Origin of the sequence: Pseudomonas siliginis, assembly GCF_024072275.1 — a bacterium.
Lineage (GTDB): Bacteria > Pseudomonadota > Gammaproteobacteria > Pseudomonadales > Pseudomonadaceae > Aquipseudomonas > Aquipseudomonas siliginis.
Window position 1 is genome coordinate 3229835 of the sequence record NZ_CP099598.1, and the last position, 26227, is coordinate 3256061.

The following is a 26227-nucleotide window of genomic DNA, read 5'->3' on the forward strand; positions in this document are numbered from 1 at the left end:
AATGTTTTTTGATCCATGCATCTTCGACAATGGCGAATGTCGCCAACTGCAGTCGTAATATCGCTGCTACTGTTGCGGCCTGATCACTTCATCCAACTTGCATCCGAGCAATACTTGCTTTCTCCCGGAATTTTCCTGTCTACCTTCACCAGCCCGGTAAACGAGCGAAAGATAGGTACACCGTCGCGCAATAGTTGGTAATTAACTAAGGCCGAATCGTTTTCCTCCATGGGTTCTATATGTGAAGCAAATGGTCTGATTACGATCTTGACTGGCTCCTTGGTCACAACATCTGTCACAACCTCAGTAAAGTTAAACACCTGTGTCAAAGGGTTTCCCGACCCGTTTAAAGAATCCCATGCCTGCCAATCCAGGCTGAGGACATCCGCAAGCTGAAACAAGTCATCGAAAGGAATTTCGATACGTACCCCTTCCCAGATAAACAAGGCTTCCGGATCGTCGGGATGGTTCTTGTAACATCCGATATATCCCCAGGCATCCGCATCGGGAAAAGTAACCTCCTTCAAAAGTTGCGGCGGCTTAACTATCGCAAAAGTCAGGCGTCGTGAAGGTGACGTAGTAGGGTTGATCGAACGTACTGTGTAGAAAAGCTCAAACGTAGCCACATCCGGAAGTTTCTCGGGAGCTACTGGAATACGAAACTCCGGCGCATCGTCCGCGGCCCCATACTCGCCAAAGGCGACGAAATCAGGGTTACCAACAATGAAAATTTCAACACGATCTTTATTCACGCCTGAAACAGGAAAGTTCGGCCAGCGGTCAATAATACAAACGATGCCCACCTGTTTTGCGTCCGGCGGCAATGTTCCGGCCGGGTCAAGCGGATCGACGCCTTCCACTCGTGGCAGGCTCAGAAGCACGCCGGGATTCAATGGATCGCTGGAGGTAATCGGCGTTTCGATCGGCATGGAATTTCTCACTGGCTGGTCATCTAGGCCTGAAAGAAATTAAGCGCTGGTATTGGAAAGATGCCTACTGTCAGATCTGACAGGTAAAGCAACCGTTTGTCGGAAATCCATTTTGCCGTGACTGCTTCCGCTGCATTTGAAGGTTGACGGCTCACGGTCAGATAGTGTCTTCTGAAACCGGTTTCAGCGGTATCCATGCCGTTAAAACGCTACATTTCAAAAATAAGGTCTGACCCATTGAACGACTTCTCCGCCGCCCAGCGCAGCCGCGTGACCATGCTTGATGTTGCCGAACGCGCTGGTGTATCCAAGGCCAGCGTCTCGCGCTTCATTGGCGACGACCGCGCGCTGCTCTCCGATGCCATTGCCCGGCGCATCGAGCAGGCGATTGATGAACTCGGTTACCGCCCCAACCAAATGGCCCGCGGCCTGAAACGCGGGCGCACTCGGCTGATCGGCATGCTCGTCGCCGATATCCGTAACCCCTATTCGATTGCCGTGATGCACGGGGTGGAAACCGCCTGCCGTGCGCACGGCTACAGCCTGGTGGTGTGCAACACCGATCGCGATGATGAGCAGGAACGCCAGCATCTGGCGCTGTTGCGCTCGTACAACATCGAAGGGCTGATCGTGAACACGCTGGGCCATCACCGTGACGAATTGCACGAGCTGCGCCGCGAGATGCCTATGGTGTTGGTGGATCGCAAGGTCGACGGGCTCGACAGCGACATGGTCGGGTTGAACAACTCGCAAGCAGTAGAGATGGCGCTCGCGCACCTTGAGCAGCGCGGATATCGGGATTTATTGCTGGTCACCGAACCATTTGACGGCACCAGTTCGCGGATCGAACGGGTCAGCAGTTTTCAGGCGCAGATTGCTCAGCGCTCGACCCTGACTGGGGCGGTGCTGGAAACCGGTGATGATCTGAACGCGCAACTTCAAACCTTTTTAAACACACCCGGTGATGGCCCGAAAGCACTGTTTTGCGCCAATGGCGTGGCGGCGTTGGCGGCGACTCACGCGTTGCGCGCACTCGGTGTGCGCTTGTTCGAGGATGTCGGGCTGCTTGCCCTGGATGATCTGGATTGGTATCCGCTGGTGGGCAGCGGGATTACCGCGCTGGCACAGCCGACGCAAGAGATAGGCGCGCGGGCGTTTGAGTGTCTGCTCAAGCGCTTGCGCGGGGATGATGAGGTGGCGCGAATTGTGGATTTTGCGCCGGTGCTGATTGAGCGGGGTTCGACCCGAGGGATTGCCGGCGTCTGATCTGGCGCTTTCGCGAGCGGGCTCGCTCCCACAGGTGACCGTGTTGCAAATGTGGGGACGAGCCTGCTCGCCAAAGGGCCTGCAAAAACACTACAGAATCGCCTGATTTTTTTTGAACAAAAATGAAACCGGTTTCAGAGGTCAATAACAATGAATAAACCAGCCGTTTCCATCAGTCTGTCCAGCTACGGCGCCGAGCTCGTGCGCCAGCGTGGGCAGGATTGTTTTATCGACATCCTCGCGGCAGCCGGGGCGAATCGCATCGAGTGGCGTGAAGAGCTGCTGACCCGTGAAGACCCGGCGCAACTGGCTCAGGCTACCCAGGCGCAGGGCCTGCAAAGCATTTATTCCTCACCCACCGAACTCTGGCTCGCAGGGCAAGCGCAGCCAAATCCCGAACTGATTACCGCGCTGCAGCAGGCCCAGGCATTTGGCTCGAAATGGCTGAAAGTGTCCCTCGGTTATTTCACCGACAACTCTGACTTGCAGGCACTGGCCGAGCGACTCAAGCAAAGCCCGGTGCAACTGCTGGTGGAGAACGACCAGACCTTGCACGGCGGACGTATCGAGCCGTTCCAGCGTTTCTTTGCCGCCGTCGAGCAGTACAACCTGCCGATCAAGATGACCTTCGACATTGGCAACTGGCACTGGCAGGACCAGTCCGCCGCCAGCGCCGCACGCGCGCTCGGCCGTCACGTCGGTTATGTGCATTGCAAAGCCGTTGCGCGCCGCGCCGACGGCAAACTGATCGCCGTACCGCCGGCCATCAGCGATCTGCATCTGTGGGAACAACTGCTGCGGCACATGGACCAAGGCGTTATGCGCGCCGCCGAATACCCGCTGCAAGGCGATGACCTGGTGCAACTGACCCGCGAACACGTCGCCGCCCTCGCCCGCCTCGGTCAATCGCGCCTGGAGCCAGCTCATGTCTGAGATCGATATTCTTTCTTTCGGTGAAACCATGGCAATGCTCGTCGCCGAGCAGACCGGCGATCTGGCCAAGGTCGAGCAGTTTCACAAACGGATTGCCGGGGCCGACAGCAACGTCGCGATCGGCTTGTCGCGCCTGGGTTTCAACGTCGCGTGGCTGAGCCGGGTGGGTAACGATTCACTCGGACGCTTTGTGGTCGAGACGCTGATCAAGGAAGGTCTGGATTGCAGCCACGTCGAAGTCGATAAAAACCAGCCAACGGGTTTCCAGTTCAAATCGCGCAACGACGATGGCAGCGACCCGCAGGTCGAATATTTCCGGCGCGGTTCGGCGGCCAGTCATTTGTCGCCGAACTCCATCAGCGACAACCTGCTGAGCGCCCGCCATTTGCACGCCACCGGTATTCCGCCGGCGCTGTCAGGCTCCAGCCGGGAAATGTCCTTCGAGCTGATGACCCGGATGCGCAACGCCGGGCGCAGCGTGTCATTCGACCCGAATCTGCGCCCGAGCCTGTGGGCCAGCGAGGGCGAGATGATCCGCCAGATCAACCGCCTCGCCGCCCTTGCCCACTGGGTCCTGCCGGGGTTGAGTGAAGGTCGCTTGCTCACCGGTTTCGACGACCCGGCCGACATTGCTGCGTTCTATCTGGATCAGGGCGCCGAGGCCGTGGCGATCAAGCTCGGGCCTGCGGGTGCTTACTACCGCACGCAGCTGGATCAGGGCTTCGTTGCCGGCGTGCCGGTGAGCAACGTGGTCGATACCGTGGGTGCCGGAGATGGCTTTGCGGTCGGCATGATCAGCGCCCTGCTCGAGCACCAGAGTTTTGCCGAGGCCGTGCAGCGGGCGAACTGGATTGGCAGTCGCGCGGTGCAGAGTCGTGGCGACATGGAGGGGTTGCCGACTCGCCAAGAGTTATCGGTTGAATTTGAATCCGCCTTCGCGAGCAGGCTCGCTCCCACATTTGGAATGCAATCCTCTGTGGGAGCGAGCCTGCTCGCGAAGAGGCCCGCCTGATCACCGCAAATCAATGAACCTGCTGCGACAAAAACAACAAGCTCAGGAGTCACACCGATGAAAACTGCAACCCTCGCCACCCGCCGCTGGTGGTACATCATGCCGATTGTGTTCATCACATACAGCTTGGCCTATCTTGATCGCGCCAACTACGGTTTTGCCGCCGCGTCGGGCATGGCCGAAGACCTGATGATTACACCGGGTCTGTCCTCGCTGCTCGGTGCGCTGTTCTTTCTCGGTTACTTTTTCTTCCAGGTTCCCGGCGCGATCTACGCGCAAAAGCACAGCGTCAAGAAGCTGATTTTCGTCAGCCTGATCCTCTGGGGTGGTCTGGCCACGTTGACCGGCGTGGTGTCCAACGCCTATTGGCTGATCGTCATTCGCTTCATGCTCGGCGTGGTCGAAGCGGCGGTGATGCCGGCGATGCTGGTGTATCTGTGCCATTGGTTCACCCGTGCCGAACGTTCGCGGGCCAACACCTTTCTGATCCTCGGTAACCCGGTGACGATGCTGTGGATGTCGGTGGTGTCGGGCTATCTGGTGCAGCATTTCAGCTGGCGCTGGATGTTCATCATTGAAGGTCTGCCGGCGGTGCTGTGGGCGTTTATCTGGTGGCGTCTGGCCGACGACCGCCCGGCCCAGGCCAAGTGGCTCAATGAGCAGGAAAAACACGATCTGGAAAGCGCGCTGGCCGCTGAGCAGGTCGGGATCAAAGCGGTGAAGAACTACGCCGAGGCGTTCCGCTCGCCGAAGGTGATAATCCTGGCGCTGCAGTTTTTCTGCTGGAGCATCGGCGTCTACGGTTTCGTTTTGTGGCTGCCATCGATCCTCAAGGCCGGCGCGCAGATGGACATGATCGAGGCTGGCTGGCTGTCGGCGCTGCCGTATCTGGCGGCCGTGATCGGCATGCTCGCGGTGTCGTGGGGTTCGGACAAATTGCAGAAGCGCAAACGCTTCGTCTGGCCGCCGCTGCTGATCGCCTCCATCGCGTTCTACGGCTCTTATGCCTTGGGCGCCGAACACTTCTGGTGGTCGTACACGCTGCTGGTCATTGCCGGCGCCTGCATGTACGCGCCATACGGGCCGTTCTTCGCCATCGTCCCGGAGATCCTGCCGGCCAACGTTGCCGGTGGCGCCATGGCGCTGATCAACAGCATGGGCGCGCTCGGTTCTTTTGGCGGCTCGTATCTGGTCGGCTATCTGAACAGCTCCACCGGTTCGCCCGGCGCTTCCTATCTGCTGATGAGCGGCGCGCTGCTGCTGTCGGTGGTACTGACGATTTTCCTCAAGCCCGGCGCCAGTGATCGCGTCGTCGCCAAAGCCGCCGCCACACCGCGTGTGCCGGCGCATTCCTGAAAGGACTTTTGCCATGAAAAAACAGGTCGTGCTGTACAAGAAACTTTCGCCCGCGCTGATGGCGCGCCTGCAAGAGCAGTTTGACGTGACGCTGATCGAAAGCCTCGACGCCGATGGCCTCATGCAGTTGCGCGATGCCCTGCCCCGCGCCCACGGTTTGCTCGGCGCCAGCCTGAAACTGGATGCGGCGTTGCTCGATCTGGCGCCGCAGCTGGAGGCGATTGCCAGCGTCTCGGTGGGTGTTGACAACTACGACATCGAGTATCTGAATCGGCGCAAGGTTCTGCTGACCAACACCCCCGACGTGCTCACCGAAACCACCGCCGACACCGGTTTCGCCCTGATCCTCGCTGCCGCGCGGCGGGTGGTCGAACTGGCGAACATGGTCCGTGGCGGGCAGTGGAGCCGCAACATCGGCCCGGCGCATTTCGGCACCGATGTGCACGGCAAGACGCTGGGCATCATCGGCATGGGCCGAATCGGCGAAGCCTTGGCCCAGCGCGGGCATTTCGGTTTCGGCATGCCGGTGATCTACCACAGCCAGTCGCGCAAACCGGCGGTCGAGGAGCGTTTCGACGCACAATATCGCAGCCTCGAAGAGTTGCTCCAGCAGGCCGATTTCATTTGCCTGACCTTGCCGCTGACGGCGCAGACCGAACGTTTGATCGGCGCCGAGCAATTTGCGCTCATGCGGCCGGAAAGCATTTTCATCAATATCTCGCGGGGAAAGGTGGTTGATGAGGCGGCGATGATCGAGGCGTTGCGCAGCAAGCGGATTCGCGCGGCGGGGCTGGATGTGTTCGAGCGCGAGCCGTTGAATCATGACTCGCCGTTGTTGCAGTTGAGCAACGTGGTGGCGACGCCGCACATGGGCTCGGCGACTCATGAAACGCGTGAGGCAATGGCGCGGTGTGCGGTGGAGAATCTGTTGGCGGCGTTGAATGGACAGCGGCCGGCGAATCTGGTGAATCCTTGATGCTGATCGTTCCCACGCTCAGCGTGGGAATGCAGCCCGGGACGCTCCGCGTCCCTTCCGAAAGTTGGAACGCGGAGCGTCCCTAGAGGCATTCCCACGCGGAGCGTGGGAACGATCAGCAAGGCGCCGGTTCAGGCAATGCAAGACCCTCAGGCACTGCGCGCCTGCAACAGCTGCACCGCACACAACGCAATCCGCGCGCAGGCATCCGCCAGTTTGACCCGATCCACCACCAGCCCGATGCGAATATGCCCCGCCGCGCTCGGCCCGAACGCTTCACCGGCCAACACTGATACCCCGTAACCTTCCAGCAAGCGCTCGGCAAATGCCTGGGCGCCGAGGCCAGTCTGGCGCACATCGACCATCACGAACATGCCGCCATCCGGGCGAATCGGCTGCAACCCAGGGCAACCGTGCAAACGCTCGCACACCAGATCGCGCCGCAAGCGGTATTCCTCGCGCATCTGAGAGACTTCCGGCAGATCACTTTGCAGCGCTACTTGCGCGGCCTTCTGTACAAAATCCGGCAGACCGAAGAGCATGCTCAGCGACAGATTCACCAGATGCTCGGCCAAGGCATTCGGGCCGATCATCCAGCCGATACGCCAACCGGTCATCGCATGGGATTTCGACAGACTGTTGATCGTCGCGGTGCGCTCGGCCATGCCCGGCAGGCTCGCCGGGCTGATGTGCTCGCCTTCATATAACAGCTCGCTGTACACCTCATCGCTGATCAACCACAGATCATGACGAATGCACAGCGCTGCCAGCTCCTGCCAGATCAGCAAGGGCAAACTCGCGCCGCTGGGGTTGTTCGGACTGTTGAGCAGCATGGCGCGCGTTCGCGGGGTAATGCGCGCGGCAACATCGGCCGGGTCGACACGGAAACCGTTGTCGGGGCGTACCGGCACCGCAATCACCTTGGCACCGCAGGCGCCAAACACACCTTCGTAAGTGACGTACATCGGCTCGGCGACGATCACTTCATCGCCCGGATCGAGCAGGCACTGCGCCACCGAGTACACCGCGCATTGTGCGCCGGGCAGGACAATCACCTGATCAGGATCAACCCGTTGACCACTGCGCTGGCGATGACGCTCGGCAATCAGCCTGCGCAGCTCAAACCGCCCACGCACATCGGCGTAATGGGTATCGCCGGCCAACAGGCTATCGATCGCGCCATGGACGATCGGCAACGGCGTATCGAAATCCGGATCGCCGACGCTCAACAACAAAACATCAACGCCCTCGGCGCGCAGTTCCAGCGCTCGGTCGTGAATCTGCCAGGCAGCGGCACCCTCCCCGGCGATTCGTTGGGTCAAGGCTGAATAGCGCATGTACGTCTCCTGTTAGCGCGGTTTCCAGCCTTCACCGTATCTCAAATCACGAAACGCGCCACCATCGCGTTCAAATCCACTGCCAGTCGCGACAGCTCGTGGGTCGCGGCGCTGGTCTGGTTGGCCCCGGCGGCCGATTGCGTGGCGAGGTCGCGAATATTGACCAGGTTGCGATCGACCTCGCGCGAGACTTGCGCCTGCTCTTCCGACGCGCTGGCGATGACCAGGTTGCGTTCGTTGATCTGGTGAATCGATTGCGTGATCTGCTCCAGTGCCACGCCAGCCGCGCGGGCCATTTCTAGAGTGGACTGGGTACGCTGGTTGCTTTGCTGCATCGAGGAGACCGCTTCACCAGTGCCGTTCTGGATGCCGGCAACCATTTTCTCGATTTCCTGGGTCGACTGCGCGGTGCGATGGGCCAAGGCTCGCACTTCATCAGCCACCACGGCAAAGCCACGGCCAGCCTCGCCGGCACGCGCGGCTTCAATCGCAGCGTTGAGCGCCAGCAAGTTGGTCTGCTCGGCGATGGCACGAATCACGTCCAGCACCTTGCCGATGTCACGGCCCTGCGCGGCGAGGCCTTCGATCATCTGCGCGGTGTTCTGCACGTCGTGGGTCATGGTCTGGATCGCGTCGACGGTTTTCACCACTTGATCGCGACCTTCGCGGGCGGCGTGGGTCGACTGATTGGAAGCTTCGGAAGTCGAAACGGCATTGCGCGCCACTTCTTCCACCGCAGCGGTCATCTCGTTGACGGCCGTGGCGGCCTGTTCGATTTCGTTGTTCTGCTGCTGCAACCCGCGCGACGCTTCTTCGGTGACCGCGCTGAGTTCTTCGGCAGCGGCGCCCAGTTGCGTGGCGGAACCGGCGATCTGCTCGATGGTTTTGCGCAGGTTGGTCTGCATCGCGGCCAAGGCTTCGAGCAGGCGCGCCGGTTCGTCCTTGCCGTCGACTTCGATGGCTTTACTGAGGTCACCGCCAGCAATGGTTTGCGCAGCGAGCACGGCGCGGTTGAGCGGCGTGACGATGCTGCGGGTCAGCAACCAGGCGAGCAACACGGTGGCCAGCGCCGCAATCACGGCGACGATGATGATCCCGGTGATGGCGCTGTCATAGTTTTCACCGGCCTTAATGGCCGCCGCTCTGGCCCCGGCGGTATTCATGCCGATCAGCTTGTTGAGCTGCTCGCCCATCTGATCGGTGCCTTCCTTGATGCGCGTGTTGATCAACGCGCGCATCGCTTCCAGATCGCCCTTGCGCGACAGCTCAATCATCTGATTCTGCGCTTGCAGGTAATTATCGAGCGTCGTCGAAAACGTCTGGAAGACCGCGCGCTCTTCAGGGCCTGCCGGCAACGCAGCGTAGCTGGCCTGCGCTTTGCGCACCTTGTCGACGAGCACCGCGATGCGGGTTTCTGCCTCTTGCAGGCTGGCCGGTTCGCGATTGACCAGCACACGGAACGAGAGAATGCGCATGCGCAGGACGTTTTCCGTGACCACGCTGAGGTGGGTCACGCTTGGCAATTGGTTGGTGTCCATGTCGACCGACGCCTGACGAATGACCGTCATGCGGCTGACCGCGAACACGCCGAGGACAATCACCAACAAGGCGATAAAGGCAAAACCGAGGAAAGCACGGGGCGCGATATTCAGGTTACGCAGGGACATGGTCGGACTCTCGAAAGAAAGAAACTGCGAGCGTCCATGCCGTGAGCACTGGCCCATAGCGGGCGACAGTCCGGCGGCACTGAGTTGTGGTTTTGTGTGCGCCTGACCGTTGTATCGGCCAGGCTTGAGGAAGGTTTCGGGTCTGCGGTAAATATTTTTCAGGACGTGGCAACAATCAAAAACTGCTCCGCTGCCCTTGGTAGGAGCTGTCGAGTGCAACGAGGCTGCGATCTTTTGATCCTGCTTTTAAAAGTCAAAAGATCGCAGCCTCGTTGCACTCGACAGCTCCTACATAGGCAAGCCGATCAGCGTTGGGCGGCGAGTTGCCAGACCCGAGCAATATCGGTGGCGCGTTCACGCAGCAGGCGCGGTGCTTCGGCGCAGGCTTGTTCGAGTGTCATCGGTCCGCTGGTCACGGCGAAAGCGGCGTCGATGCCGTGTTGATAGAGTTCCTGGTAGCCCTCGCCCAAGGTCCCGGCGATCACAATCACCGGCACAGCGTGTTGTTTGGCAACTCGCGCAACACCGAACGGCGTTTTGCCGCGAAGGGTTTGCGCATCGAAGCGGCCTTCTCCGGTAATCACCAGATCCGCACCCTTGACCGCGTCAGCGAGCCCGACCAGTTCCGCTACCACCTCGACGCCCGCCTGAAACTGCGCACCGAGAAAAGCCTTGGCCGCAAACCCCAGACCACCCGCCGCGCCGCTGCCCGGTTCATCGCGCACGTCCCTGCCCAATGCTTGCGCGCAAAGCTCGGCGAAGTGCCCCAGCGCCTGATCGAGCTGCTCAACCTGCGCAGGCGATGCGCCTTTCTGCGGGCCGAAAATGGCCGAGGCGCCGTGAGGGCCGCAGAGCGGATTGTTGACATCAGCGGCGATGTCGAAACGCACATCGGCCAGACGTCGATCAAGTCCACTCAGATCCAGTCGCGCCAGTTGCGCCAAGGCCAGGCCGCCGGGCACCAGCGACTGATTCTGCGCATCCAGCAACTTCACCCCCAGCGCCTGCATCGCCCCGGCGCCGGCGTCATTGGTCGCGCTGCCGCCAATCGCCAGAATCACCCGTTGCGCGCCGGCATCCAGCGCTGCACGAATCAATTCACCTGTGCCAAAGGTGCTGCTGATGCAGGCATCGCGCTGTCCCGGCGGGACCAGTTGCAGACCGCTGGCCTCGGCCATTTCGATGATCGCGGTGTGGTTGTGCGGCAGCCAGCCCCATGCGGCTTCGACCGGCGCGCCCAGTGGACCGCGCACGCGGGTGCGGCGTAACTCACCTTCGCAGGCTGCGAGAATCGACTCGACCGTACCTTCGCCGCCATCGGCCATCGGGCATTTGATCAGCGTCGCCTGCGGCCAGACCTGCGCCAGTCCGAGGGCAATGGCTTCGGCAACGCCTTGGGCACTCAGGCTGTCCTTGAACGAGTCGGGGGCGATGACGATCTTCATGGGAATTCTCCGGTTGCAGTGGCATTCATGCTGCCAGCGGTCGTGAGCGTTGACGCCGGTCGGCTGCACAAGTGGCGTCGACGTTTATTGTTCATTTCCACAAAAGATATGTGTTGGTCGTACCGACCTCATCGCTGGCAAGCCAGCTCCCACAGGGTTCTGCGGTGACTATGGAAGTTATGAACGCCTTCTGACCTGTGGGAGCTGGCTTGCCAGCGATGGCGGCCTCAAGGACAACTCATGGCAATGGATCAGTCTGCGGCAGCAGCTGCACCCCAAGATACAACGCCAGCATCCCATCTAGCTTCAACGGATCAACCCCGCTCAACTCGGCAATCCGCTCCATGCGATAACGCAGACTATTGCGATGAATGCCCAACGCCTCGGCACAGGCCTGACTCTGCCCGTCGTGCTCGCACCAACTGCGCAGGGTCGCAAGCAACTGGCCGTTGCTGTCCTTGGCGATGACCTGGCGCAGCGGCTTGAGCAGTTCGTCCAGCGCATCATCGTTGCGATGACGCCACAGCATGACCGGCAAGCGATAACGATTGAGCGTCAGCAGTCTCGAATTCGGCAGCACGTCACGACCATAAGCGAGCAAATCGCCGACTCGTCGGTAACAGCGACGCAACCCGGCCAGACCATCCGCCTGCCCGCCGACGGCGATGCGCAAAATCTTCCAGCCGAGGCCATCGAGTTTTTCCAGCAGGCGATCATGCTCGACGTTCTGGCTCGCCGGGCGACACCACAACAACGAAGACTTCGCCGAACTCACGCACCAACTGTCCGGGTAACGCGAGGTCAGCCACGCACTCAGTGCCTCGACGGTTTGCCCCGGGCCGTGCTCAAGACCCAGCTCAAACAAATACGGCACCCGGGTCAATTGCGGCTTGAGCCCTAGTTGCTGCGCCTCATCGATCAGACGCGGCGAATCCCCCGCCTCGCTCAGCAGCAACGCCAGCAGATCATCGCAACGCTGCCGTCGCCATTGTTGCTCGGCCTGCTGGTTGCGCTGGCCGACCAGCATTTCAGCGGTCATGCGCACCAGCTCGGCGTAGGTGCGCAATTGCTCCGGCTCGCCGGTGATGCCGAGCACGCCGATCAAGCGCTGATCGAGCAGCAGCGGCAGATTGATCCCCGGTTGCACACCTTTGAGATGCACCGCCGTCTGCGCGTCGATTTCCACCACACGCCCGTTGGCCAGCACCAGTTGCGCGCCTTCATGCCGGGTGTTGATGCGTTCCGGTTCACCGCTGCCGAGGATCAGGCCCTGACTGTCCATGACATTGACGTTGTACGGCAAAATGGCCATGGCCCGGTCGACGATGTCTTGGGCAAGGTCGTGATCGAGTTCGAACATAGCGGCGGCAATCCTTCAGTTCAGGCACGAACGGTTGTTCAGCCGCACAGGGTCTGGCGGCAAACCCTGTGCTCAGGCACAAAGACAATCCGGCCAAAGGTGGCCGAGACTCTCAGGGCGATCAACGTTACCCTTTGCATCGCAAAAAATCATAATAAAGAGAGAGCCGCTATGTCGCAGAGCGCCGCAGCTACCCAGACCATCGACGACGGTAAAAACGCCGTCTACAAACGCATCACCCTGCGTTTGATTCCCTTCATTTTCATCTGCTATCTGTTCAACTACCTCGACCGGGTCAACGTCGGCTTCGCCAAACTGCAGATGCTCGATGCACTGAAATTCAGCGAAACGGTGTACGGCCTCGGCGCCGGGATTTTCTTCATCGGTTATGTGCTGTGCGGCGTGCCGAGCAACCTGGCACTGACCCGCTTCGGTCCTCGGCGCTGGATTGCCTTGATGATGATCACCTGGGGCACGCTGTCGACCTGCCTGTTGTTCGTCACCACCCCGACCGAGTTCTACACCCTGCGCTTTTTCACCGGTGCCGCTGAAGCCGGGTTCTTCCCGGGCGTCGTGCTGTATCTCTCGCAGTGGTTCCCTACCTTCCGCCGTGGCCGGATCATGGCGTTGTTCATGTCGGCAATCCCGGTCTCCGGTTTGCTCGGCAGCCCGTTTTCCGGCTGGATTCTCAACCACTTCGCCGCTGGCCAGGGTGGCCTGGCCGGCTGGCAGTGGATGTTCCTCCTGCAAGGCATTCCGACGGTGATCCTCGGCGCACTGGCGTATTTCCTGTTGAGCGACAGCTTCGCCAATGCCAAATGGCTGACCGCCCATGAACGTTCGGTGCTCGAAGCCGACCACGCCGAAGACCTCGCCAACAAACCGAAAACCGCCACCGACTCGCTGCTCGCGGTGTTCAAGAACCCAGCGATCTGGGCCTTCGGCCTGATCTATTTCTGCATCCAGAGCGGCGTGTACGCGATCAACTTCTGGCTGCCGTCGATCATCAAGAACCTCGGCTTCAGCGACAACCTGGTGATCGGCTGGCTGAGTGCGATTCCGTACCTGCTCGCGGCGGTGTTCATGCTGGTCGTCGGCCGCTCGGCGGACTTGCGCAAGGAGCGCCGCTGGCACTTGGTGGTACCGATGCTGATGGGCGCTGTCGGGCTGGTGATCGCGGTGAATTTCGCGGCCAATCCGGCGATTGCGATTCTCGGCCTGACCATAGCGACCATGGGCGCACTGACCGGTCTGCCGATGTTCTGGCCGGTGCCGACCGCCATGCTGAGCGCGGGCGCAGCGGCTGGTGGGCTGGCGCTGATCAACTCGATGGGGCAGATGGCCGGGTTCCTCAGCCCGTACCTGGTGGGTTGGGTCAAGGACAGCACGGGTTCGACGGATGCAGCGTTGTACGTGCTGGCGGCGGTGATCGTCGGCGGGAGTCTGCTGGCGTTGCGGATGACGGGGAGGTTGCGGGCCTAATCAGACGCGCAGATCAAAAGATCGCAGCCTTCGGCAGCTACTGTGGAATGCGTTCCCTGTAGGAACTGCCGAAGGTTGCGATCTTTTGCGTTTAAGCGATGCAATCATGCATAGCGCCAGCCGACGCAACATCTATGCTGAATCTGCTGGCCTCTTCGCGAGCAGGCTCGCTCCCACAGGTTTTGTGCTTGGCTCCAGGATGTGGGAAATAATGAGCATCCGCTCAATATTCAGCACAAAAACCACGTATCCTGCGCGCCCCGTTCAACCATCACGTCGCGAGGACAGTTTGTCTAAAGGTATCGCTCTATCGGTTTCAGCCTCCGTGCTGTTTGCCGTCATGTATTACTACACGTCGCTGCTGACCCCTCTGAGCGGCGTGGAAATCTTCGGCTGGCGCATGCTTCTGACCGTGCCGTGCATGACGGTGTTCATGCTGGTTTCCGGGGAATGGCGGCGGGTGCTGGAGCTGTTCCGATTGATGGCAGCCAGGCCGAAGCTGATTGCCGGGCTGCTGGTTTCTTCAGCCCTGCTCGGGGTTCAGCTGTGGCTGTTCATGTGGGCACCGCTCAATGATTACAGCCTGGATGTATCACTGGGCTATTTCCTGTTGCCACTGGCGATGGTGCTGACCGGGCGGATTGCCTATGGCGAGAGCCTGTCTTACCTGCAGAAAATCGCGGTATTTTTCGCCAGTCTTGGCGTGTTGAACGAGCTGTATCAGGTTGGCGGATTTTCCTGGGCGACGCTGATGGTCGTGGTCGGTTATCCGCTGTACTTCGTACTGCGCAAATACCTGCAAACCGACAACCTCGGTGGCCTGTGGGTCGACATGACCCTGATGCTGCCGGTCGCCTACTGGTTTGTGCAGGGCGGCGAACAGGGCCTGGCCGTGTTCGATCAATATCCGGGGCTGATGTGGCTGATTCCACTGCTCGGCCTGATCAGTGCGTCTGCGCTGGTGGTGTATATCATCGCCAGCCGCTTGCTGCCGTTCAGTCTGTTTGGGTTGTTGAGTTATGTCGAACCGGTGCTGTTGCTCGCGGTGGCATTGTTGCTGGGAGAGAGCATCAAGTCGGGCGAGTGGCTGACTTACATCCCGATCTGGCTGGCGGTTGTGGTGCTGGTGTTCGAAGGCTTCAAACACTTGATGCGCCAACGCCGCTCTTGAATGCAACACAAGACAAATGTGGGAGCGAGCCTGCTCGCGAAGTCGTCAGACCAGTCAACATGACTGTTGAATGAAAGTCCGCATTCGCGAGCAGGCTCGCTCCCACAGGTTTTGTATGAAGCAAAAAAATCCCGGCCCTGCATTTCTGCAGGCCGGGATTTTTTCGTTTCAGATTACTCGGTGGTCAACACACCACGACGCACCTGGTCACGCTCGATCGATTCGAACAGGGCCTTGAAGTTGCCCTCGCCGAAACCATCATCGCCCTTGCGCTGGATGAATTCGAAGAACACCGGCCCCATCAGGGTTTCCGAGAAAATCTGCAGCAGCAGACGCTTGTCGCCCTGCTCCGATGCGCCATCGAGCAGGATACCGCGCGATTGCAGCTGATCGACCGGCTCACCGTGATTCGGCAGGCGACCTTCGAGCATTTCGTAGTAGGTATCCGGCGGCGCGGTCATGAAGCGCATGCCGATTTTCTTCAGTTGATCCCAGGTCTTGATCAGGTCGTCGGTGAGGAACGCAACGTGCTGGATACCCTCACCGTTGAACTGCATCAGGAACTCTTCGATCTGCCCGGCGCCCTTCGACGACTCTTCGTTGAGCGGAATGCGGATCATGCCATCCGGTGCGGTCATGGCCTTCGAGGTCAGGCCGGTGTATTCGCCTTTGATGTCGAAGTAACGGATTTCACGGAAGTTGAACAGCTTCTCGTAGAAGTTCGCCCAATAGGCCATGCGACCGCGATAAACGTTGTGGGTCAGGTGGTCGATGATCTTCAGGCCGGCACCGACCGGGTTGCGATCAACGCCTTCGATGAACACGAAGTCGATGTCGTAGATCGAGCTGCCTTCACCGAAACGGTCGATCAGGTACAGCGGCGCGCCGCCAATGCCTTTGATTGCCGGCAGGTTCAGTTCCATCGGACCGGTCTCGATGTGAATCGGCTGGGCGCCGAGCTCCAGCGCGCGCGAGTAGGCCTTCTGCGAATCCTTCACGCGAAACGCCATGCCGCAAACGGACGGGCCGTGTTCGGCGGCGAAGTACGAGGCGACGCTGTTGGGTTCGTTATTGAGGATCAGGTTGATTGCGCCCTGACGATACAGGTGCACGTTCTTGGAACGGTGGGTCGCGACTTTGGTGAAGCCCATGATCTCGAAGATCGGCTCCAGTGTGCCAGGAGTCGGCGCTGCGAACTCGATGAATTCAAAGCCCATCAGACCCATTGGGTTTTCGTATAAATCTGCCATGGTGACGCCTCATCATTTCTTATCAATTAACCAGGGTTATTTGTCAGGAAAGTGATGTGGAGGGCGGCGCGCAGGAGATGCCACGCACGCTGCGCGCGAGGAAGTCTCCGTAGATCAGTTGAAACCCGAATATCTTCATTGTCGACCCAAGGCTCTTGCGGGCGAGGCTTCTGCTGCCAGAAGACGATTATTATTGTATGCGTAACCCGATTCTACACAGCGTAACCAGACCTGTCTGCCCTATGTATAAAATCCGCTTTTTTACCTACGGCACAAGCGCCATCTGCCATCTATTCTCCCCTCTGGCCCAATTGTTTATCGGGTCGGATTTCTAAACCACAGGATGTGCCCATGCCATTGACCCACAGATCCCGCCGCAAACGCAGCACCCGAATCGCCGTGACTTTGCTCAGCGGTCTGCTGCCAATCGTGCTGGGCAGTGGGATTCTTTATATGCAGGCAAAACGAACGCTGGAGCAAAGTGCCGGGGAAACGGCCGAACAAGCGTTGCAACAGTTCGATCTGATGCTCGACAACACGGGAGAAGCCGCTCGGGTTCTGCTGCCTCTGGCCGGGAAAAATTGCGAAGACGTGAAACTGGCCCTGCGCGAACAAGTGACCCGCCGCCCCTTCGTGCGCTCGACCAATCTGGTCTGGGACAACACGCTCTACTGCAGCTCACTGTTCGGGCAGTTCAAGGAAGCGGTCAATGCCGGGGACTATCATCAAGGCAAACTGTGGTTGATGAACGGCAATCCCGTCACCCCCGACACGGCATTGTTGATCTACCGCCTCAGCGACGGTCGTGGCGGCGCGCTGACCACGCTTGATGGTTATCACCTGAGCAACATCCTGCGCCTGATCGGCCGCCAGGCATTACTGATGTTGCAGGTGGGCGATAACTGGCTGTCCGCCGACGGCAGAGTGCATCAAGGGCCCCTGCCCGCTTTGCCGGTCGCGCATAGCATGCTCGAATCCGAACGATACGGTTTCAACGTGTCGGCGGGTTTTCCCGAAGGAGAAACCTGGCGTTACATGGCGGCCAATTATCCGCCGTTGTTCAGCCTGCTGATATTTTTCGGCGTGATCTCGGGCGCCATCGGCCATGTCGTGCAGAAACGCTCGAACTCGCCCAGTCACGAAATGCTTCGCGCACTCGAGGCCGGGGAATTCATTCCTTATTTCCAGCCGGTGGTTCACGGTGACAGCAAGCAGTGGTCCGGCGCTGAAGTGCTGATGCGCTGGAATCACCCGAAAGAGGGCCTCGTACGCCCGGATCTGTTCATTCCATTTGCCGAGCATTCAGGCTTGATCGTGCCGATGACCCGCGCGCTGATGCAACAGACTGCCGCCCTGCTGGGACCGCATTCTGCGGTCTTCGCCAAACCTTTCCATATCGGCATCAACATCACTGCCAGCCATTGCAAGGATCTGGAACTGGTCAAAGACTGTCGCGACCTCCTGGCGGCGTTTGCGCCCGGCAGCGTCGAGCTGGTGCTGGAATTGACGGAGCGCGAGCTGATCGAACCGAACGACATGACCCTGCAACTGCTTGAGCAATTGCACGCACTTGGAGTGAAAATCGCGATCGACGATTTTGGTACTGGCCACTCAAGCCTCGGCTACTTGCGCGCCTTCAAGGTCGACTTTCTCAAGATCGATCAGAGCTTTGTCGCCATGATCGGCATCGATGCGCTATCACGGCATATTCTCGACTCCATCATTGAACTGTCGGCAAAGCTGGATCTGGCCATTGTTGCCGAAGGTGTCGAAACACAGGCCCAAGCCGATTACCTGACGGAGCATCAGGTAGATTTCATGCAAGGCTATTTGTTTGCCAAACCGATGCCGGCAGCGGATTTCATCAGCGCATTAAGTGATCGTTAACTCATTAGCATAGCCCGTCCAACAACCGCACCAAATTGATACAAAAAGTCATTGTTGTTACATGGCGACAACATCAGGATTTACTCTTGTCGCATTAACTACTACAATTTTTTCAACCTGAGCCAGACTGACAGGTGAGCCAATTATCACCGAGTCGCTTCCAGGCTCTTGGCTTATAGCTTTGTTTGCGGTTGGTATCAGCCAAACACACTATTGGAGTAAAGATATTGTCCAGACTCGCTGAATTTCGCGCAGCTGAAAAGGCCCTTCAGGAACAGCTCAAACAGCTGGAGTCACTGAAGAATGACGCCGGGCTCAAGAAAGAAATCGAATTCGAAGAAAAGCTCCAGGGACTGATGAAAACCTATGGCAAAGGCCTGAAAGACATCATCGCCATCCTCGACCCGAACCCGGCGAAGTCCGGTCTGCAGGCCGCCCCAGCGCCGAAGACCCGCCGCGCCCGCGTCGTCAAGGTTTACCAGAACCCGCACACTGGCGAGCTGATCGAAACCAAGGGCGGCAACCATCGCGGCCTGAAAGCCTGGAAAGAACAGTACGGTGCGGCCACCGTGGATTCATGGTTGCGCGGTTAATCTGACGCCAACAAAAAGCCCTGCGCGATGCAGGGCTTTTTTATTGACAATATCTAACAAATGAAATGATTTTCATCGAACAAGTTGGAAAATTGTGTAACGTTACTGAGTCATCACGCTAAACATTTTGCTGCGCGATGTTGCTGCAAACGATGAATCAAACTTTGTGCTTAATCCTTTCCGGCATTCAAAACACCGCGAGTTAGTACGGACGTTTATAATTTCAGGCTGTTACGTGCCGCCTCTATGTCGTCGGCGCTCGCCTTATAAACCTCAGCCTGACCGGCATATGAAAGTACATAAGCCTTGTCTGTTTCCACGGCAGCCACCAGCGTTTGTGATAATACGTGCCGGCCGTTCTCGGTGATCGTGCAGGTCGTCTCCAGCCCGGTCAATGATCCGAGCGCAGCCGGATGGATTCGGTTGCAGACGCTCTGATAACCACTGCGGAAGAAATCCTTCTGGATGGACTTGCGCATCTCCAGCAACACGCCTTGCAAATTGACCTGATGCCCCGCCTCCACTTGCGTCATGGTCAACTCCATCACCATCACCTGATTGCCGTCGGCATCGAGCTTCACCGCCCTTTGCCGCGAGACTGGCGGCGCGGTATCCGGCAACATTTCAACCTTCCAGCCCGCCGGCCAGGTGATGCTCGGTTCGGCCATGGCCGGGAAAACCACGGCCAATGACAAAGCAAAAAAAACAAACACGGATTTGAACAGTCGGATCATTGCCGGACGCACTCGAAGGTAGAGAGCAAAGTCTGAGCCCCGCCCTCGCGCAGGGCAAGCCCGCCTTGCATTTGGCGATGCCGGCCGGCATGCGTATCATTGCGCCCATTCACTCGCCCATTGTTATTGGAGGGCCCATGAGCCTCAACGAACTGAACACTTTCCCCGGTGTGACAGCCACGCCAGACAGCGCAACCCGCAACTTCGTGTTCAACCACACCATGCTGCGCGTGAAGGACATCACCAAGTCGCTGGATTTCTACACCCGCGTCCTGGGTTTCTCGCTGGTCGAGAAGCGTGATTTTCCGGAAGCCGAATTCAGCCTGTACTTCCTTGCGCTGGTCGATAAAGCGCAGATCCCGGCCGATGCTGCTGCGCGTACCGAATGGATGAAATCGATTCCAGGCATTCTCGAATTGACCCACAACCACGGTACCGAAAACGATGCCGACTTCGCCTATCACAATGGCAACACCGATCCGCGTGGCTTTGGTCACATCTGCATTTCGGTGCCGGACATCGTCGCAGCGTGTGCACGCTTTGAAGAGCTGGGTTGCGATTTCCAGAAGCGCCTGACCGACGGCCGGATGAAGAGCCTGGCGTTCATCAAGGACCCGGATGGCTACTGGGTCGAGATCATTCAGCCTGCGCCGCTGTAAAAGCTGAAAGCCCCTCACCCTAGCCCTCTCCCAGAAGGAGAGGGGACTGATTGCGGGATGTTGGAGAATTACGCCGACTTGAACGATTGGCGGTGAATCCATAATCGACCGGCTCTCTCAGGTCGATGGATGACTTCAGACACCTCACCCCAGCCCTCTCCCTCGGGAGAGGGCTGGGGTGAGGGGTGGCTTTCCACGCGCAATAAAAAACCCATGATCGCTCATGGGCTTTTTCGTTTTCGACCTGGCAGTTACGCCGGGGCCGAAGTCCGGATCAAGTGATCGAACGCACTCAGCGAAGCCTTGGCGCCCTCGCCCACTGCAATCACGATCTGCTTGTACGGCACAGTCGTCACGTCACCCGCTGCAAAGATCCCCGCAATGGAAGTCTCGCCACGATTATCGACAATGATCTCGCCACGCGGCGACAGCTCGATGGTGCCCTTCAGCCAATCGGTGTTCGGCAGCAGACCGATTTGCACGAAAATGCCTTCCAGCTCAACCGTGCGCAGTTCATCGGTAGTGCGGTCCTTGTAGCGCAGGCCGTTGACCTTCTCGCCATTGCCGGTGACTTCAGTGGTTTGCGCACTGGTGATCACGGTAACGTTCGACAGGCTGTGCAGCTTGCGTTGCAGCACGGCGTCGGCACGCAGTTGCACGTCGAATTCCAGCAGCGTTACGTGCGCCACGATACCCGCCAGATCGATCGCCGCTTCAACGCCGGAGTTACCGCCGCCGATCACCGCTACGCGCTTGCCCTTGAACAGCGGGCCGTCGCAGTGCGGGCAGTACGCCACGCCTTTGTTGCGGTATTCCTGCTCGCCCGGAACGTTCATTTCGCGCCAGCGTGCGCCGGTCGCGAGAATCACGCTCCTGGCTTTCAGGGTTGCACCGCTGGCGAAGTGGACTTCATGCAGCTCGCCATTCTTGCCCGGGATCAGCTTGTCAGCGCGTTGCAGATTCATGATGTCGACGTCGTACTGCTTGACGTGTTCTTCCAGCGCCGTGGCCAGTTTCGGCCCTTCGGTTTCCTGCACGGAAATGAAGTTCTCGATGGCCATGGTATCCAGCACCTGACCGCCGAAGCGCTCAGCCGCGACACCGGTGCGGATGCCTTTACGTGCGGCGTAGATAGCGGCCGAAGCACCCGCCGGGCCACCGCCGACGACCAGCACGTCAAAGGCTTCTTTGGCGCTGATCTTCTCGGCCTGACGCTCAATCGCGCCGGTGTCGAGTTTGGCAAGGATTTCCTCCAGGCCCATGCGGCCCTGGCCGAAGTTTTCGCCATTGAGGTAGATGCTCGGCACAGCCATGATCTTGCGATCGTTGACTTCGTCCTGGAACAGCGCGCCGTCAATGGCGACGTGGCGGATGTTCGGGTTGAGCACGGCCATCAGGTTCAGCGCCTGAACGACGTCCGGGCAATTCTGGCAAGACAGCGAGAAGTAAGTCTCGAAGCTGAACTCGCCTTTGAGCGAGCGGATCTGCTCGATCACTTCAACGCTGGCCTTCGACGGGTGGCCACCGACTTGCAGCAGAGCCAACACCAGCGAGGTGAATTCGTGGCCCATTGGAATGCCGGCGAAACGCAGACTGATGTCGGCTCCAGGGCGATTGATCGAGAACGATGGCTTGCGGGCATCGTCACCGCTGTCGATCAGGGTAATTAGGCTCGAAAGACTGGCAACGTCTTTCAGCAGGTCCAGCATTTCACGGGATTTCGCACCGTCGTCGAGGGATGCAACGATCTCGATCGGTTGGGTGACCCGTTCCAGGTACGATTTCAACTGGGCTTTAAGATTGGCGTCCAACATACGGGCGATTTCCTTTATTTGAGGCGAAAAAAAGCCCGAGCGAATCTCGCCCGGGCATTTTTATTGGGCGGTGCAGCTAACTTAAGAAGGTGCGGCGTGCCGCCCTGCGTTGCATGTCACAGACTTAGATCTTGCCGACCAGGTCCAGCGACGGAGCCAGAGTGGCCTCGCCTTCTTTCCACTTGGCCGGGCAAACTTCGCCTGGGTGTGCAGCGACGTACTGAGCAGCCTTGATCTTGCGCAGCAGCTCGGAAGCGTCACGGCCAACGCCGCCATCGTTCAGTTCAACGATTTTGATCTGGCCTTCAGGGTTGATCACGAAGGTGCCACGGTCAGCCAGACCAGCTTCTTCGATCAGCACGTCGAAGTTGCGGGAGATGACGTGGGTAGGGTCGCCGATCATGGTGTATTCGATTTTGCCGATGGCTGGCGAAGTGTTGTGCCAGGCAGCGTGAGCAAAGTGGGTGTCGGTCGAAACGCTGTAGATTTCCACGCCCAGCTTCTTGAACTCAGCGTAGTTGTCAGCCAGGTCTTCCAGCTCGGTTGGGCACACGAAGGTGAAGTCGGCTGGGTAGAAGAACACTACGGACCACTTGCCTTTCAAGTCAGCATCCGAGACTTGAACGAAGTCGCCGTTTTTGAACGCGGTAGCTTTGAACGGTTTTACTTGGCTGTTGATGATAGGCATCGATGACTCTCCGTCAGGGGTTATGAAGTTGATGGGTGAATCCTACCCACTCACTCGACGGAAGGCTCATTGGCAAACCTGATACTGCTGATTTGTTTTCGCTATTAGCTGACTGTATTAATAGAAGAAAACGATCTCTACGGCTGATCCGGCTTATCCATAATCCGAGCCATTCCCTGGAATGGGCTGACCTCAACATAGCGCATGGCGGATTTCATGTCCTTCCAGCCAACATAACTCATCAACGATTTCAGGTCCCAGCCGCTTTGATGCGCCCATGTGGCAAAGCCACGCCGCAGTGAATGGCTGGTGTAGTTGGCGGCGGCAATCCCGGCGCGCTGCAACGCCTGGCGCAGAAGCGGAATGATGCTGTTGGCGTGCAGGCCCTCCTCGCTCAGATTGCCCCATCGATCAATGCTGCGGAACACCGCGCCGCGCACCAGCGCAGCCTCTGTAATCCAATCGATATAGGCCTGCACCGGGCACAGCTTCAGCAGCGCCGGGGCCTGATAAGTCTGCCCGAGGTTTTCCCGGTCGCCCTTGCTGCGCGGCAAATACAAAGTGATTCCTTTGCCAGCACTCGCCTGCACATGCTCGATCTGCAAGCGGCACAACTCGTCGCTGCGAAAGCCGCGCCAGAAGCCCAACAGAATCAGCGCGCGATCCCGATACGCCTTGAGCAAAGTCGGGCGGTCCTGTTCTTCCCGGGCCGTCTGCACCTCCTGCTCAAGCCAATCGATCACGCGCTGCAGATCCTGCAATTGCAGCGGCTCAGCCTGTTTTTCCTGCGCCGGGTGCAAAGCACGAATGCCCTTGAACACCTTGCGCACCACTGGCGCCTTGGTGGGATCGGCAAACCCCTGACTGTTGTGCCACTGCGCCAGCGCCGACAGACGCAGCTTCAGCGTGTTGATCGACAGCACGCCAGCGTGCGCCACCAGATAGCGCGCCACGCTATCGGCAGTAGCCGGCAGAAATCCGCCCCACGTCACCTCGAAGTGCTCGATGGCCATGCGATAGCTGCGGCGAGTGTTGTCCCGGGTGGCGGCTTGCAGATATCGATCAATGTCGCTCATGGGCAGTTTTCTCGCTGGCGTACGGGTTCAGGCATGCAGATGCGCATTTTGCCCCCTGACATTGGGTAATACCAGTATATCCCGCCTGTTTTACCTTAACGATTTACCTATATTTTCAGCATGGTACACTGTGTACTTCAGTGGCATGTACCACAGTACGTAAACGTAGGAGTTCACATGGCCCGTGGCGGCATTACCAAAGCACTGGTGCAAATCGCACGCACAGCGATCCTGGCTCGCGGCGAACACCCAAGCATCGATGCAGTACGCATTGAAATGGGCAACACCGGCTCGAAAACCACGATCCATCGCTATCTGAAAGAACTGGACGACGGCGCCCAGCCGAATGAGGCGTCGGCAGAACCGATCGATGATGAGCTCACCGCCCTCGTCTCTCGACTCGCCCAGCGCCTGAAAGAACAAGCACAGGAACCCATCGAGCAAGCCCGCGAACAGTTCGAGGAACAACGCCAAGCACTGGAAGCCGAGCTGAAGCAGACGCGCCAGGCGCTGGAAAAACTCGAGCATGAGCACGACATTCAAGGCGCCGCGCTGCAACGCGAATCCGAAGCGCTGGGCAACACCCGCTCGATGCTGCAAACCGAACAGACGCGCAACGCCGGCCTCAACCAGGCATTGGCCGACTTTGAATTGCGCTTGCAGGACAAGGACGAACAGATTCGCTCACTGGAAGAGAAGCACCTGCACGCCCGCGATGCGCTTGAGCATTACCGTAACGCAACCAAGGAACAGCGCGAGCAGGAGCAGGCCCGCCATGAAGGGCAACTTCAGCAGATACAGGCAGAATTGCGTCAAGCCCAGCAGAGCGCGTTGGTGCGTCAGGATGAGATCACACAGTTGCACCGTGACAACGAACGCTTGCTCACCGAAAACCGTGGCACTCAGCGCGAGCTGAACCTGGTGCAGGATCAGCTCAAGCACAGCAATCAGCGTCAGGATCAGTTGCTCGAGCAGGCCACGCGCATGGACAGCGAGCGCACCCTCCTCCAGGAACGTCTGCGCGTGGCGGCACTGGAAAGCCAGGCGCTCAAGCAGAGCGTCGACGAACAAACGCAGCTCAATCAGTCATTGGAAAAGGAATTGCTCAAGGTTCAGGCAAGCCTTGAAGACAGCCAGCGTCTGGCGGCTACCGTTGCGGCAGCGCCAGACTCGGCCGAAGCGACAGACGCTTAAGCGCTGACCGGCGTACGCATGGTGACGAACTCTTCGGCGGCCGTCGGGTGCACCCCGATGGTGTCGTCGAAGTCGCGCTTGGTCGCGCCGGCCTTCAAGGCGATCGCCAGACCTTGCACGATCTCGCCAGCGTCCGGGCCGACCATGTGGCAGCCAAGCACCTTGTCGGTTTTGGCGTCGACCACCAGCTTCATCAGGGTTTTCTCCTGGCAGTCAGTCAAGGTCAGCTTCATCGGCCGGAAGCGGCTCTCGAAGATCACCACCTCGTGGCCGCATTCGCGCGCTTCTTCTTCGCTCAAACCGACCGTGCCGATGTTCGGCAGGCTGAACACGGCGGTCGGAATCATCTTGTAGTCCACCGGACGGTATTGCTCCGGCTTGAACAGACGCCGCGCCACGGCCATACCTTCGGCCAGAGCGACCGGGGTCAGTTGCACGCGACCAATGACGTCGCCCAGCGCCAGAATCGACGGCTCGGTGGTTTGATACTCGTCGTCGACTTTGATAAAGCCCTTGTCGTCGAGCTGCACATCGGTGTTTTCCAGGCCCAGATTGTCCAGCATCGGACGGCGGCCGGTGGCGTAGAACACGCAGTCGGCTTCGAGTACGCGACCATCCTTGAGCGTCGCCTTCAAGCTACCGTCGGCCTGCTTGTCGATGCGCGCAATGTCGGCATTGAATTGCAGATCGAGGCCACGCTTGGTCAACTCCTCTTGCAGATGCTTGCGCACCGCACCGTCGAAGCCGCGCAGGAACAGATCGCCGCGATACAGCAGCGTGGTGTTGGCGCCGAGGCCATGGAAAATTCCGGCGAACTCGACGGCAATATAACCGCCGCCGACCACCAGCACACGCTTGGGCAGCTCTTTGAGGAAGAACGCTTCATTCGAACCGATCGCATGCTCATGCCCCGGAATTTCAGGGATCTGCGGCCAGCCGCCGGTGGCGATCAGAATGTGCTTTGCGGTGAAGCGCTCGCCATTAACCTCGACCTCGTGCGGCCCGACGATTTTCGCGTGCGCCTCGTGCAGGGTCACGCCGCTGTTGACCAGCAGATTGCGATAAATGCCGTTGAGGCGATTGATCTCACGGTCCTTGTTGGCGATCAGCGTGGCCCAGTCGAAGTTGGCTTCGCCCAGGTTCCAGCCGAAACCGGACGCCTGCTCGAAGTCCTCGGCAAAGTGTGCGCCGTAGACCAACAGCTTTTTCGGCACGCAGCCGACGTTGACGCACGTGCCGCCCAGGTAACGGCTTTCGGCCACCGCCACTTTCGCCCCGAAGCCGGCGGCAAACCGCGCAGCCCGCACACCGCCGGAACCGGCACCAATCACATAAAGGTCAAAATCGTAGGCCATTTCTATCTCCTCGGCAGGCCATCAGCATACCCGCAGCCATTCA

The 26227-nt window shown here is 59.1% G+C and carries 22 protein-coding genes; 11 read left to right on the forward strand and 11 right to left on the reverse strand.

Features of this window, described 5'->3' with window-relative positions:
- Positions 1-83: 83 nt before the first annotated feature.
- Entirely contained in the window at positions 84-929 is an 846-nt protein-coding gene (locus NF676_RS14830) for a hypothetical protein (RefSeq protein ID WP_252886297.1), read from the reverse strand.
- Between the two features lie 237 nt (positions 930-1166).
- On the opposite strand from NF676_RS14830, the gene NF676_RS14835 reads away from it, so the two are divergent.
- The 5 genes from NF676_RS14835 (at position 1167) to NF676_RS14855 (ending at position 6472) form a co-directional block, all read left to right on the forward strand.
- Positions 1167-2195, forward strand: a complete 1029-nt coding sequence (locus NF676_RS14835; protein ID WP_290128308.1) for a LacI family DNA-binding transcriptional regulator — start codon at positions 1167-1169, stop codon at positions 2193-2195.
- Positions 2196-2345: 150 nt separating this feature from the next.
- On the forward strand, positions 2346-3128 hold the full coding sequence (locus NF676_RS14840) for a sugar phosphate isomerase/epimerase family protein (protein WP_150740936.1): 783 nt from the start codon (positions 2346-2348) through the stop codon (positions 3126-3128).
- Positions 3121-4140 carry a sugar kinase gene (locus NF676_RS14845; protein ID WP_056789679.1) on the forward strand — a complete coding sequence of 340 codons (1020 nt, stop codon included), beginning with the start codon at positions 3121-3123 and terminating at the stop codon, positions 4138-4140. The genes NF676_RS14840 and NF676_RS14845 overlap by 8 nt, the downstream gene beginning before the upstream one ends.
- A gap of 57 nt (positions 4141-4197) precedes the next feature.
- Positions 4198-5496, forward strand: coding sequence for an MFS transporter (locus NF676_RS14850; RefSeq protein WP_186569106.1), 1299 nt, complete (start codon positions 4198-4200; stop codon positions 5494-5496).
- 13 nt (positions 5497-5509) lie between these two features.
- Positions 5510-6472, forward strand: a complete 963-nt coding sequence (locus tag NF676_RS14855; protein WP_252886298.1) for a 2-hydroxyacid dehydrogenase — start codon at positions 5510-5512, stop codon at positions 6470-6472.
- A gap of 149 nt (positions 6473-6621) precedes the next feature.
- Here the strand turns inward: NF676_RS14855 and NF676_RS14860 are convergent, their stop codons facing one another.
- The 4 genes from NF676_RS14860 to NF676_RS14875 all read right to left on the reverse strand — a co-directional run bounded on the left by NF676_RS14860 (position 6622) and on the right by NF676_RS14875 (position 12281).
- Positions 6622-7809 carry a pyridoxal phosphate-dependent aminotransferase gene (locus NF676_RS14860; RefSeq protein WP_056789670.1) on the reverse strand — a complete coding sequence of 396 codons (1188 nt, stop codon included), beginning with the start codon at positions 7807-7809 and terminating at the stop codon, positions 6622-6624.
- Between the two features lie 41 nt (positions 7810-7850).
- The gene (locus NF676_RS14865) at positions 7851-9476 is read right to left on the reverse strand and encodes a methyl-accepting chemotaxis protein (protein WP_150740940.1); all 1626 of its coding nucleotides are present in this window, start codon (positions 9474-9476) and stop codon (positions 7851-7853) included.
- 305 nt (positions 9477-9781) lie between these two features.
- Positions 9782-10921 (reverse strand): glycerate kinase, encoded by a 1140-nt coding sequence (locus tag NF676_RS14870; RefSeq protein ID WP_150635139.1) that lies wholly within the window; start codon positions 10919-10921, stop codon positions 9782-9784.
- 238 nt (positions 10922-11159) lie between these two features.
- Positions 11160-12281, reverse strand: a complete 1122-nt coding sequence (locus tag NF676_RS14875) for a sugar diacid recognition domain-containing protein (protein WP_150635138.1) — start codon at positions 12279-12281, stop codon at positions 11160-11162.
- 171 nt (positions 12282-12452) lie between these two features.
- On the opposite strand from NF676_RS14875, the gene NF676_RS14880 reads away from it, so the two are divergent.
- The gene (locus NF676_RS14880; RefSeq protein WP_252886299.1) at positions 12453-13763 is read left to right on the forward strand and encodes an MFS transporter; all 1311 of its coding nucleotides are present in this window, start codon (positions 12453-12455) and stop codon (positions 13761-13763) included.
- Positions 13764-14052: 289 nt separating this feature from the next.
- Positions 14053-14934 (forward strand): EamA family transporter RarD, encoded by an 882-nt coding sequence (gene rarD, locus NF676_RS14885; RefSeq protein ID WP_056789655.1) that lies wholly within the window; start codon positions 14053-14055, stop codon positions 14932-14934.
- A 173-nt stretch (positions 14935-15107) separates the two neighbouring features.
- On the opposite strand, the gene hppD is transcribed toward rarD, so the two are convergent.
- Entirely contained in the window at positions 15108-16184 is a 1077-nt protein-coding gene (gene hppD / locus NF676_RS14890) for a 4-hydroxyphenylpyruvate dioxygenase (protein WP_016774910.1), read from the reverse strand.
- A gap of 351 nt (positions 16185-16535) precedes the next feature.
- Here hppD and NF676_RS14895 point away from each other — a divergent pair, with 351 nt between their 5' ends.
- Positions 16536-18071: an EAL domain-containing protein gene (locus NF676_RS14895; RefSeq protein ID WP_252886300.1), complete on the forward strand. Its 1536-nt coding sequence runs from the start codon at positions 16536-16538 to the stop codon at positions 18069-18071.
- Positions 18072-18298: 227 nt separating this feature from the next.
- A complete protein-coding gene (locus NF676_RS14900) occupies positions 18299-18664 on the forward strand; it encodes a histone-like nucleoid-structuring protein, MvaT/MvaU family (RefSeq protein ID WP_041480175.1) in 366 nt (121 codons plus the stop codon).
- Positions 18665-18879: 215 nt separating this feature from the next.
- Here the strand turns inward: NF676_RS14900 and NF676_RS14905 are convergent, their stop codons facing one another.
- Positions 18880-19398 carry a DUF4946 domain-containing protein gene (locus NF676_RS14905; protein WP_236169079.1) on the reverse strand — a complete coding sequence of 173 codons (519 nt, stop codon included), beginning with the start codon at positions 19396-19398 and terminating at the stop codon, positions 18880-18882.
- Positions 19399-19535: 137 nt separating this feature from the next.
- Here NF676_RS14905 and gloA point away from each other — a divergent pair, with 137 nt between their 5' ends.
- Positions 19536-20057, forward strand: coding sequence for a lactoylglutathione lyase (gloA, locus tag NF676_RS14910; protein WP_039762746.1), 522 nt, complete (start codon positions 19536-19538; stop codon positions 20055-20057).
- 251 nt (positions 20058-20308) lie between these two features.
- Here gloA and ahpF read toward each other — a convergent pair whose 3' ends face one another.
- From ahpF to NF676_RS14925, 3 genes are all read right to left on the reverse strand, one after another.
- The gene (ahpF, locus tag NF676_RS14915) at positions 20309-21871 is read right to left on the reverse strand and encodes an alkyl hydroperoxide reductase subunit F (RefSeq protein WP_252886301.1); all 1563 of its coding nucleotides are present in this window, start codon (positions 21869-21871) and stop codon (positions 20309-20311) included.
- 124 nt (positions 21872-21995) lie between these two features.
- On the reverse strand, positions 21996-22559 hold the full coding sequence (ahpC, locus tag NF676_RS14920) for an alkyl hydroperoxide reductase subunit C (RefSeq protein ID WP_016774916.1): 564 nt from the start codon (positions 22557-22559) through the stop codon (positions 21996-21998).
- A gap of 137 nt (positions 22560-22696) precedes the next feature.
- On the reverse strand, positions 22697-23635 hold the full coding sequence (locus NF676_RS14925; RefSeq protein ID WP_056789641.1) for a site-specific integrase: 939 nt from the start codon (positions 23633-23635) through the stop codon (positions 22697-22699).
- Positions 23636-23812: 177 nt separating this feature from the next.
- Between NF676_RS14925 and NF676_RS14930 the strand changes: the two genes are divergently transcribed.
- Entirely contained in the window at positions 23813-24829 is a 1017-nt protein-coding gene (locus tag NF676_RS14930; protein ID WP_252886302.1) for a DNA-binding protein, read from the forward strand.
- Here NF676_RS14930 and gorA read toward each other — a convergent pair.
- The gene (gene gorA / locus NF676_RS14935) at positions 24826-26184 is read right to left on the reverse strand and encodes a glutathione-disulfide reductase (RefSeq protein ID WP_150740947.1); all 1359 of its coding nucleotides are present in this window, start codon (positions 26182-26184) and stop codon (positions 24826-24828) included. The genes NF676_RS14930 and gorA overlap by 4 nt on opposite strands.
- Positions 26185-26227 lie beyond the last annotated feature (43 nt).

Excerpts from the sequence above, each read along its gene's own strand:
- NF676_RS14845 (WP_056789679.1), top strand. The coding sequence starts at position 3,121 with ATGTCTGAGATCGATATTCTTTCTTTCGGTGAAACCATGGCAATGCTC.
- NF676_RS14860 (WP_056789670.1), bottom strand. The coding sequence starts at position 7,809 with ATGCGCTATTCAGCCTTGACCCAACGAATCGCCGGGGAGGGTGCCGCT.
- NF676_RS14850 (WP_186569106.1), top strand. The coding sequence starts at position 4,198 with ATGAAAACTGCAACCCTCGCCACCCGCCGCTGGTGGTACATCATGCCG.
- ahpF (WP_252886301.1), bottom strand. The coding sequence starts at position 21,871 with ATGTTGGACGCCAATCTTAAAGCCCAGTTGAAATCGTACCTGGAACGG.
- NF676_RS14930 (WP_252886302.1), top strand. The coding sequence starts at position 23,813 with ATGGCCCGTGGCGGCATTACCAAAGCACTGGTGCAAATCGCACGCACA.
- NF676_RS14830 (WP_252886297.1), bottom strand. The coding sequence starts at position 929 with ATGCCGATCGAAACGCCGATTACCTCCAGCGATCCATTGAATCCCGGC.
- NF676_RS14905 (WP_236169079.1), bottom strand. The coding sequence starts at position 19,398 with ATGATCCGACTGTTCAAATCCGTGTTTGTTTTTTTTGCTTTGTCATTG.
- NF676_RS14865 (WP_150740940.1), bottom strand. The coding sequence starts at position 9,476 with ATGTCCCTGCGTAACCTGAATATCGCGCCCCGTGCTTTCCTCGGTTTT.
- gloA (WP_039762746.1), top strand. The coding sequence starts at position 19,536 with ATGAGCCTCAACGAACTGAACACTTTCCCCGGTGTGACAGCCACGCCA.
- gorA (WP_150740947.1), bottom strand. The coding sequence starts at position 26,184 with ATGGCCTACGATTTTGACCTTTATGTGATTGGTGCCGGTTCCGGCGGT.
- NF676_RS14895 (WP_252886300.1), top strand. The coding sequence starts at position 16,536 with ATGCCATTGACCCACAGATCCCGCCGCAAACGCAGCACCCGAATCGCC.
- NF676_RS14840 (WP_150740936.1), top strand. The coding sequence starts at position 2,346 with ATGAATAAACCAGCCGTTTCCATCAGTCTGTCCAGCTACGGCGCCGAG.
- hppD (WP_016774910.1), bottom strand. The coding sequence starts at position 16,184 with ATGGCAGATTTATACGAAAACCCAATGGGTCTGATGGGCTTTGAATTC.
- NF676_RS14880 (WP_252886299.1), top strand. The coding sequence starts at position 12,453 with ATGTCGCAGAGCGCCGCAGCTACCCAGACCATCGACGACGGTAAAAAC.
- NF676_RS14855 (WP_252886298.1), top strand. The coding sequence starts at position 5,510 with ATGAAAAAACAGGTCGTGCTGTACAAGAAACTTTCGCCCGCGCTGATG.
- ahpC (WP_016774916.1), bottom strand. The coding sequence starts at position 22,559 with ATGCCTATCATCAACAGCCAAGTAAAACCGTTCAAAGCTACCGCGTTC.
- NF676_RS14870 (WP_150635139.1), bottom strand. The coding sequence starts at position 10,921 with ATGAAGATCGTCATCGCCCCCGACTCGTTCAAGGACAGCCTGAGTGCC.
- NF676_RS14925 (WP_056789641.1), bottom strand. The coding sequence starts at position 23,635 with ATGAGCGACATTGATCGATATCTGCAAGCCGCCACCCGGGACAACACT.
- NF676_RS14875 (WP_150635138.1), bottom strand. The coding sequence starts at position 12,281 with ATGTTCGAACTCGATCACGACCTTGCCCAAGACATCGTCGACCGGGCC.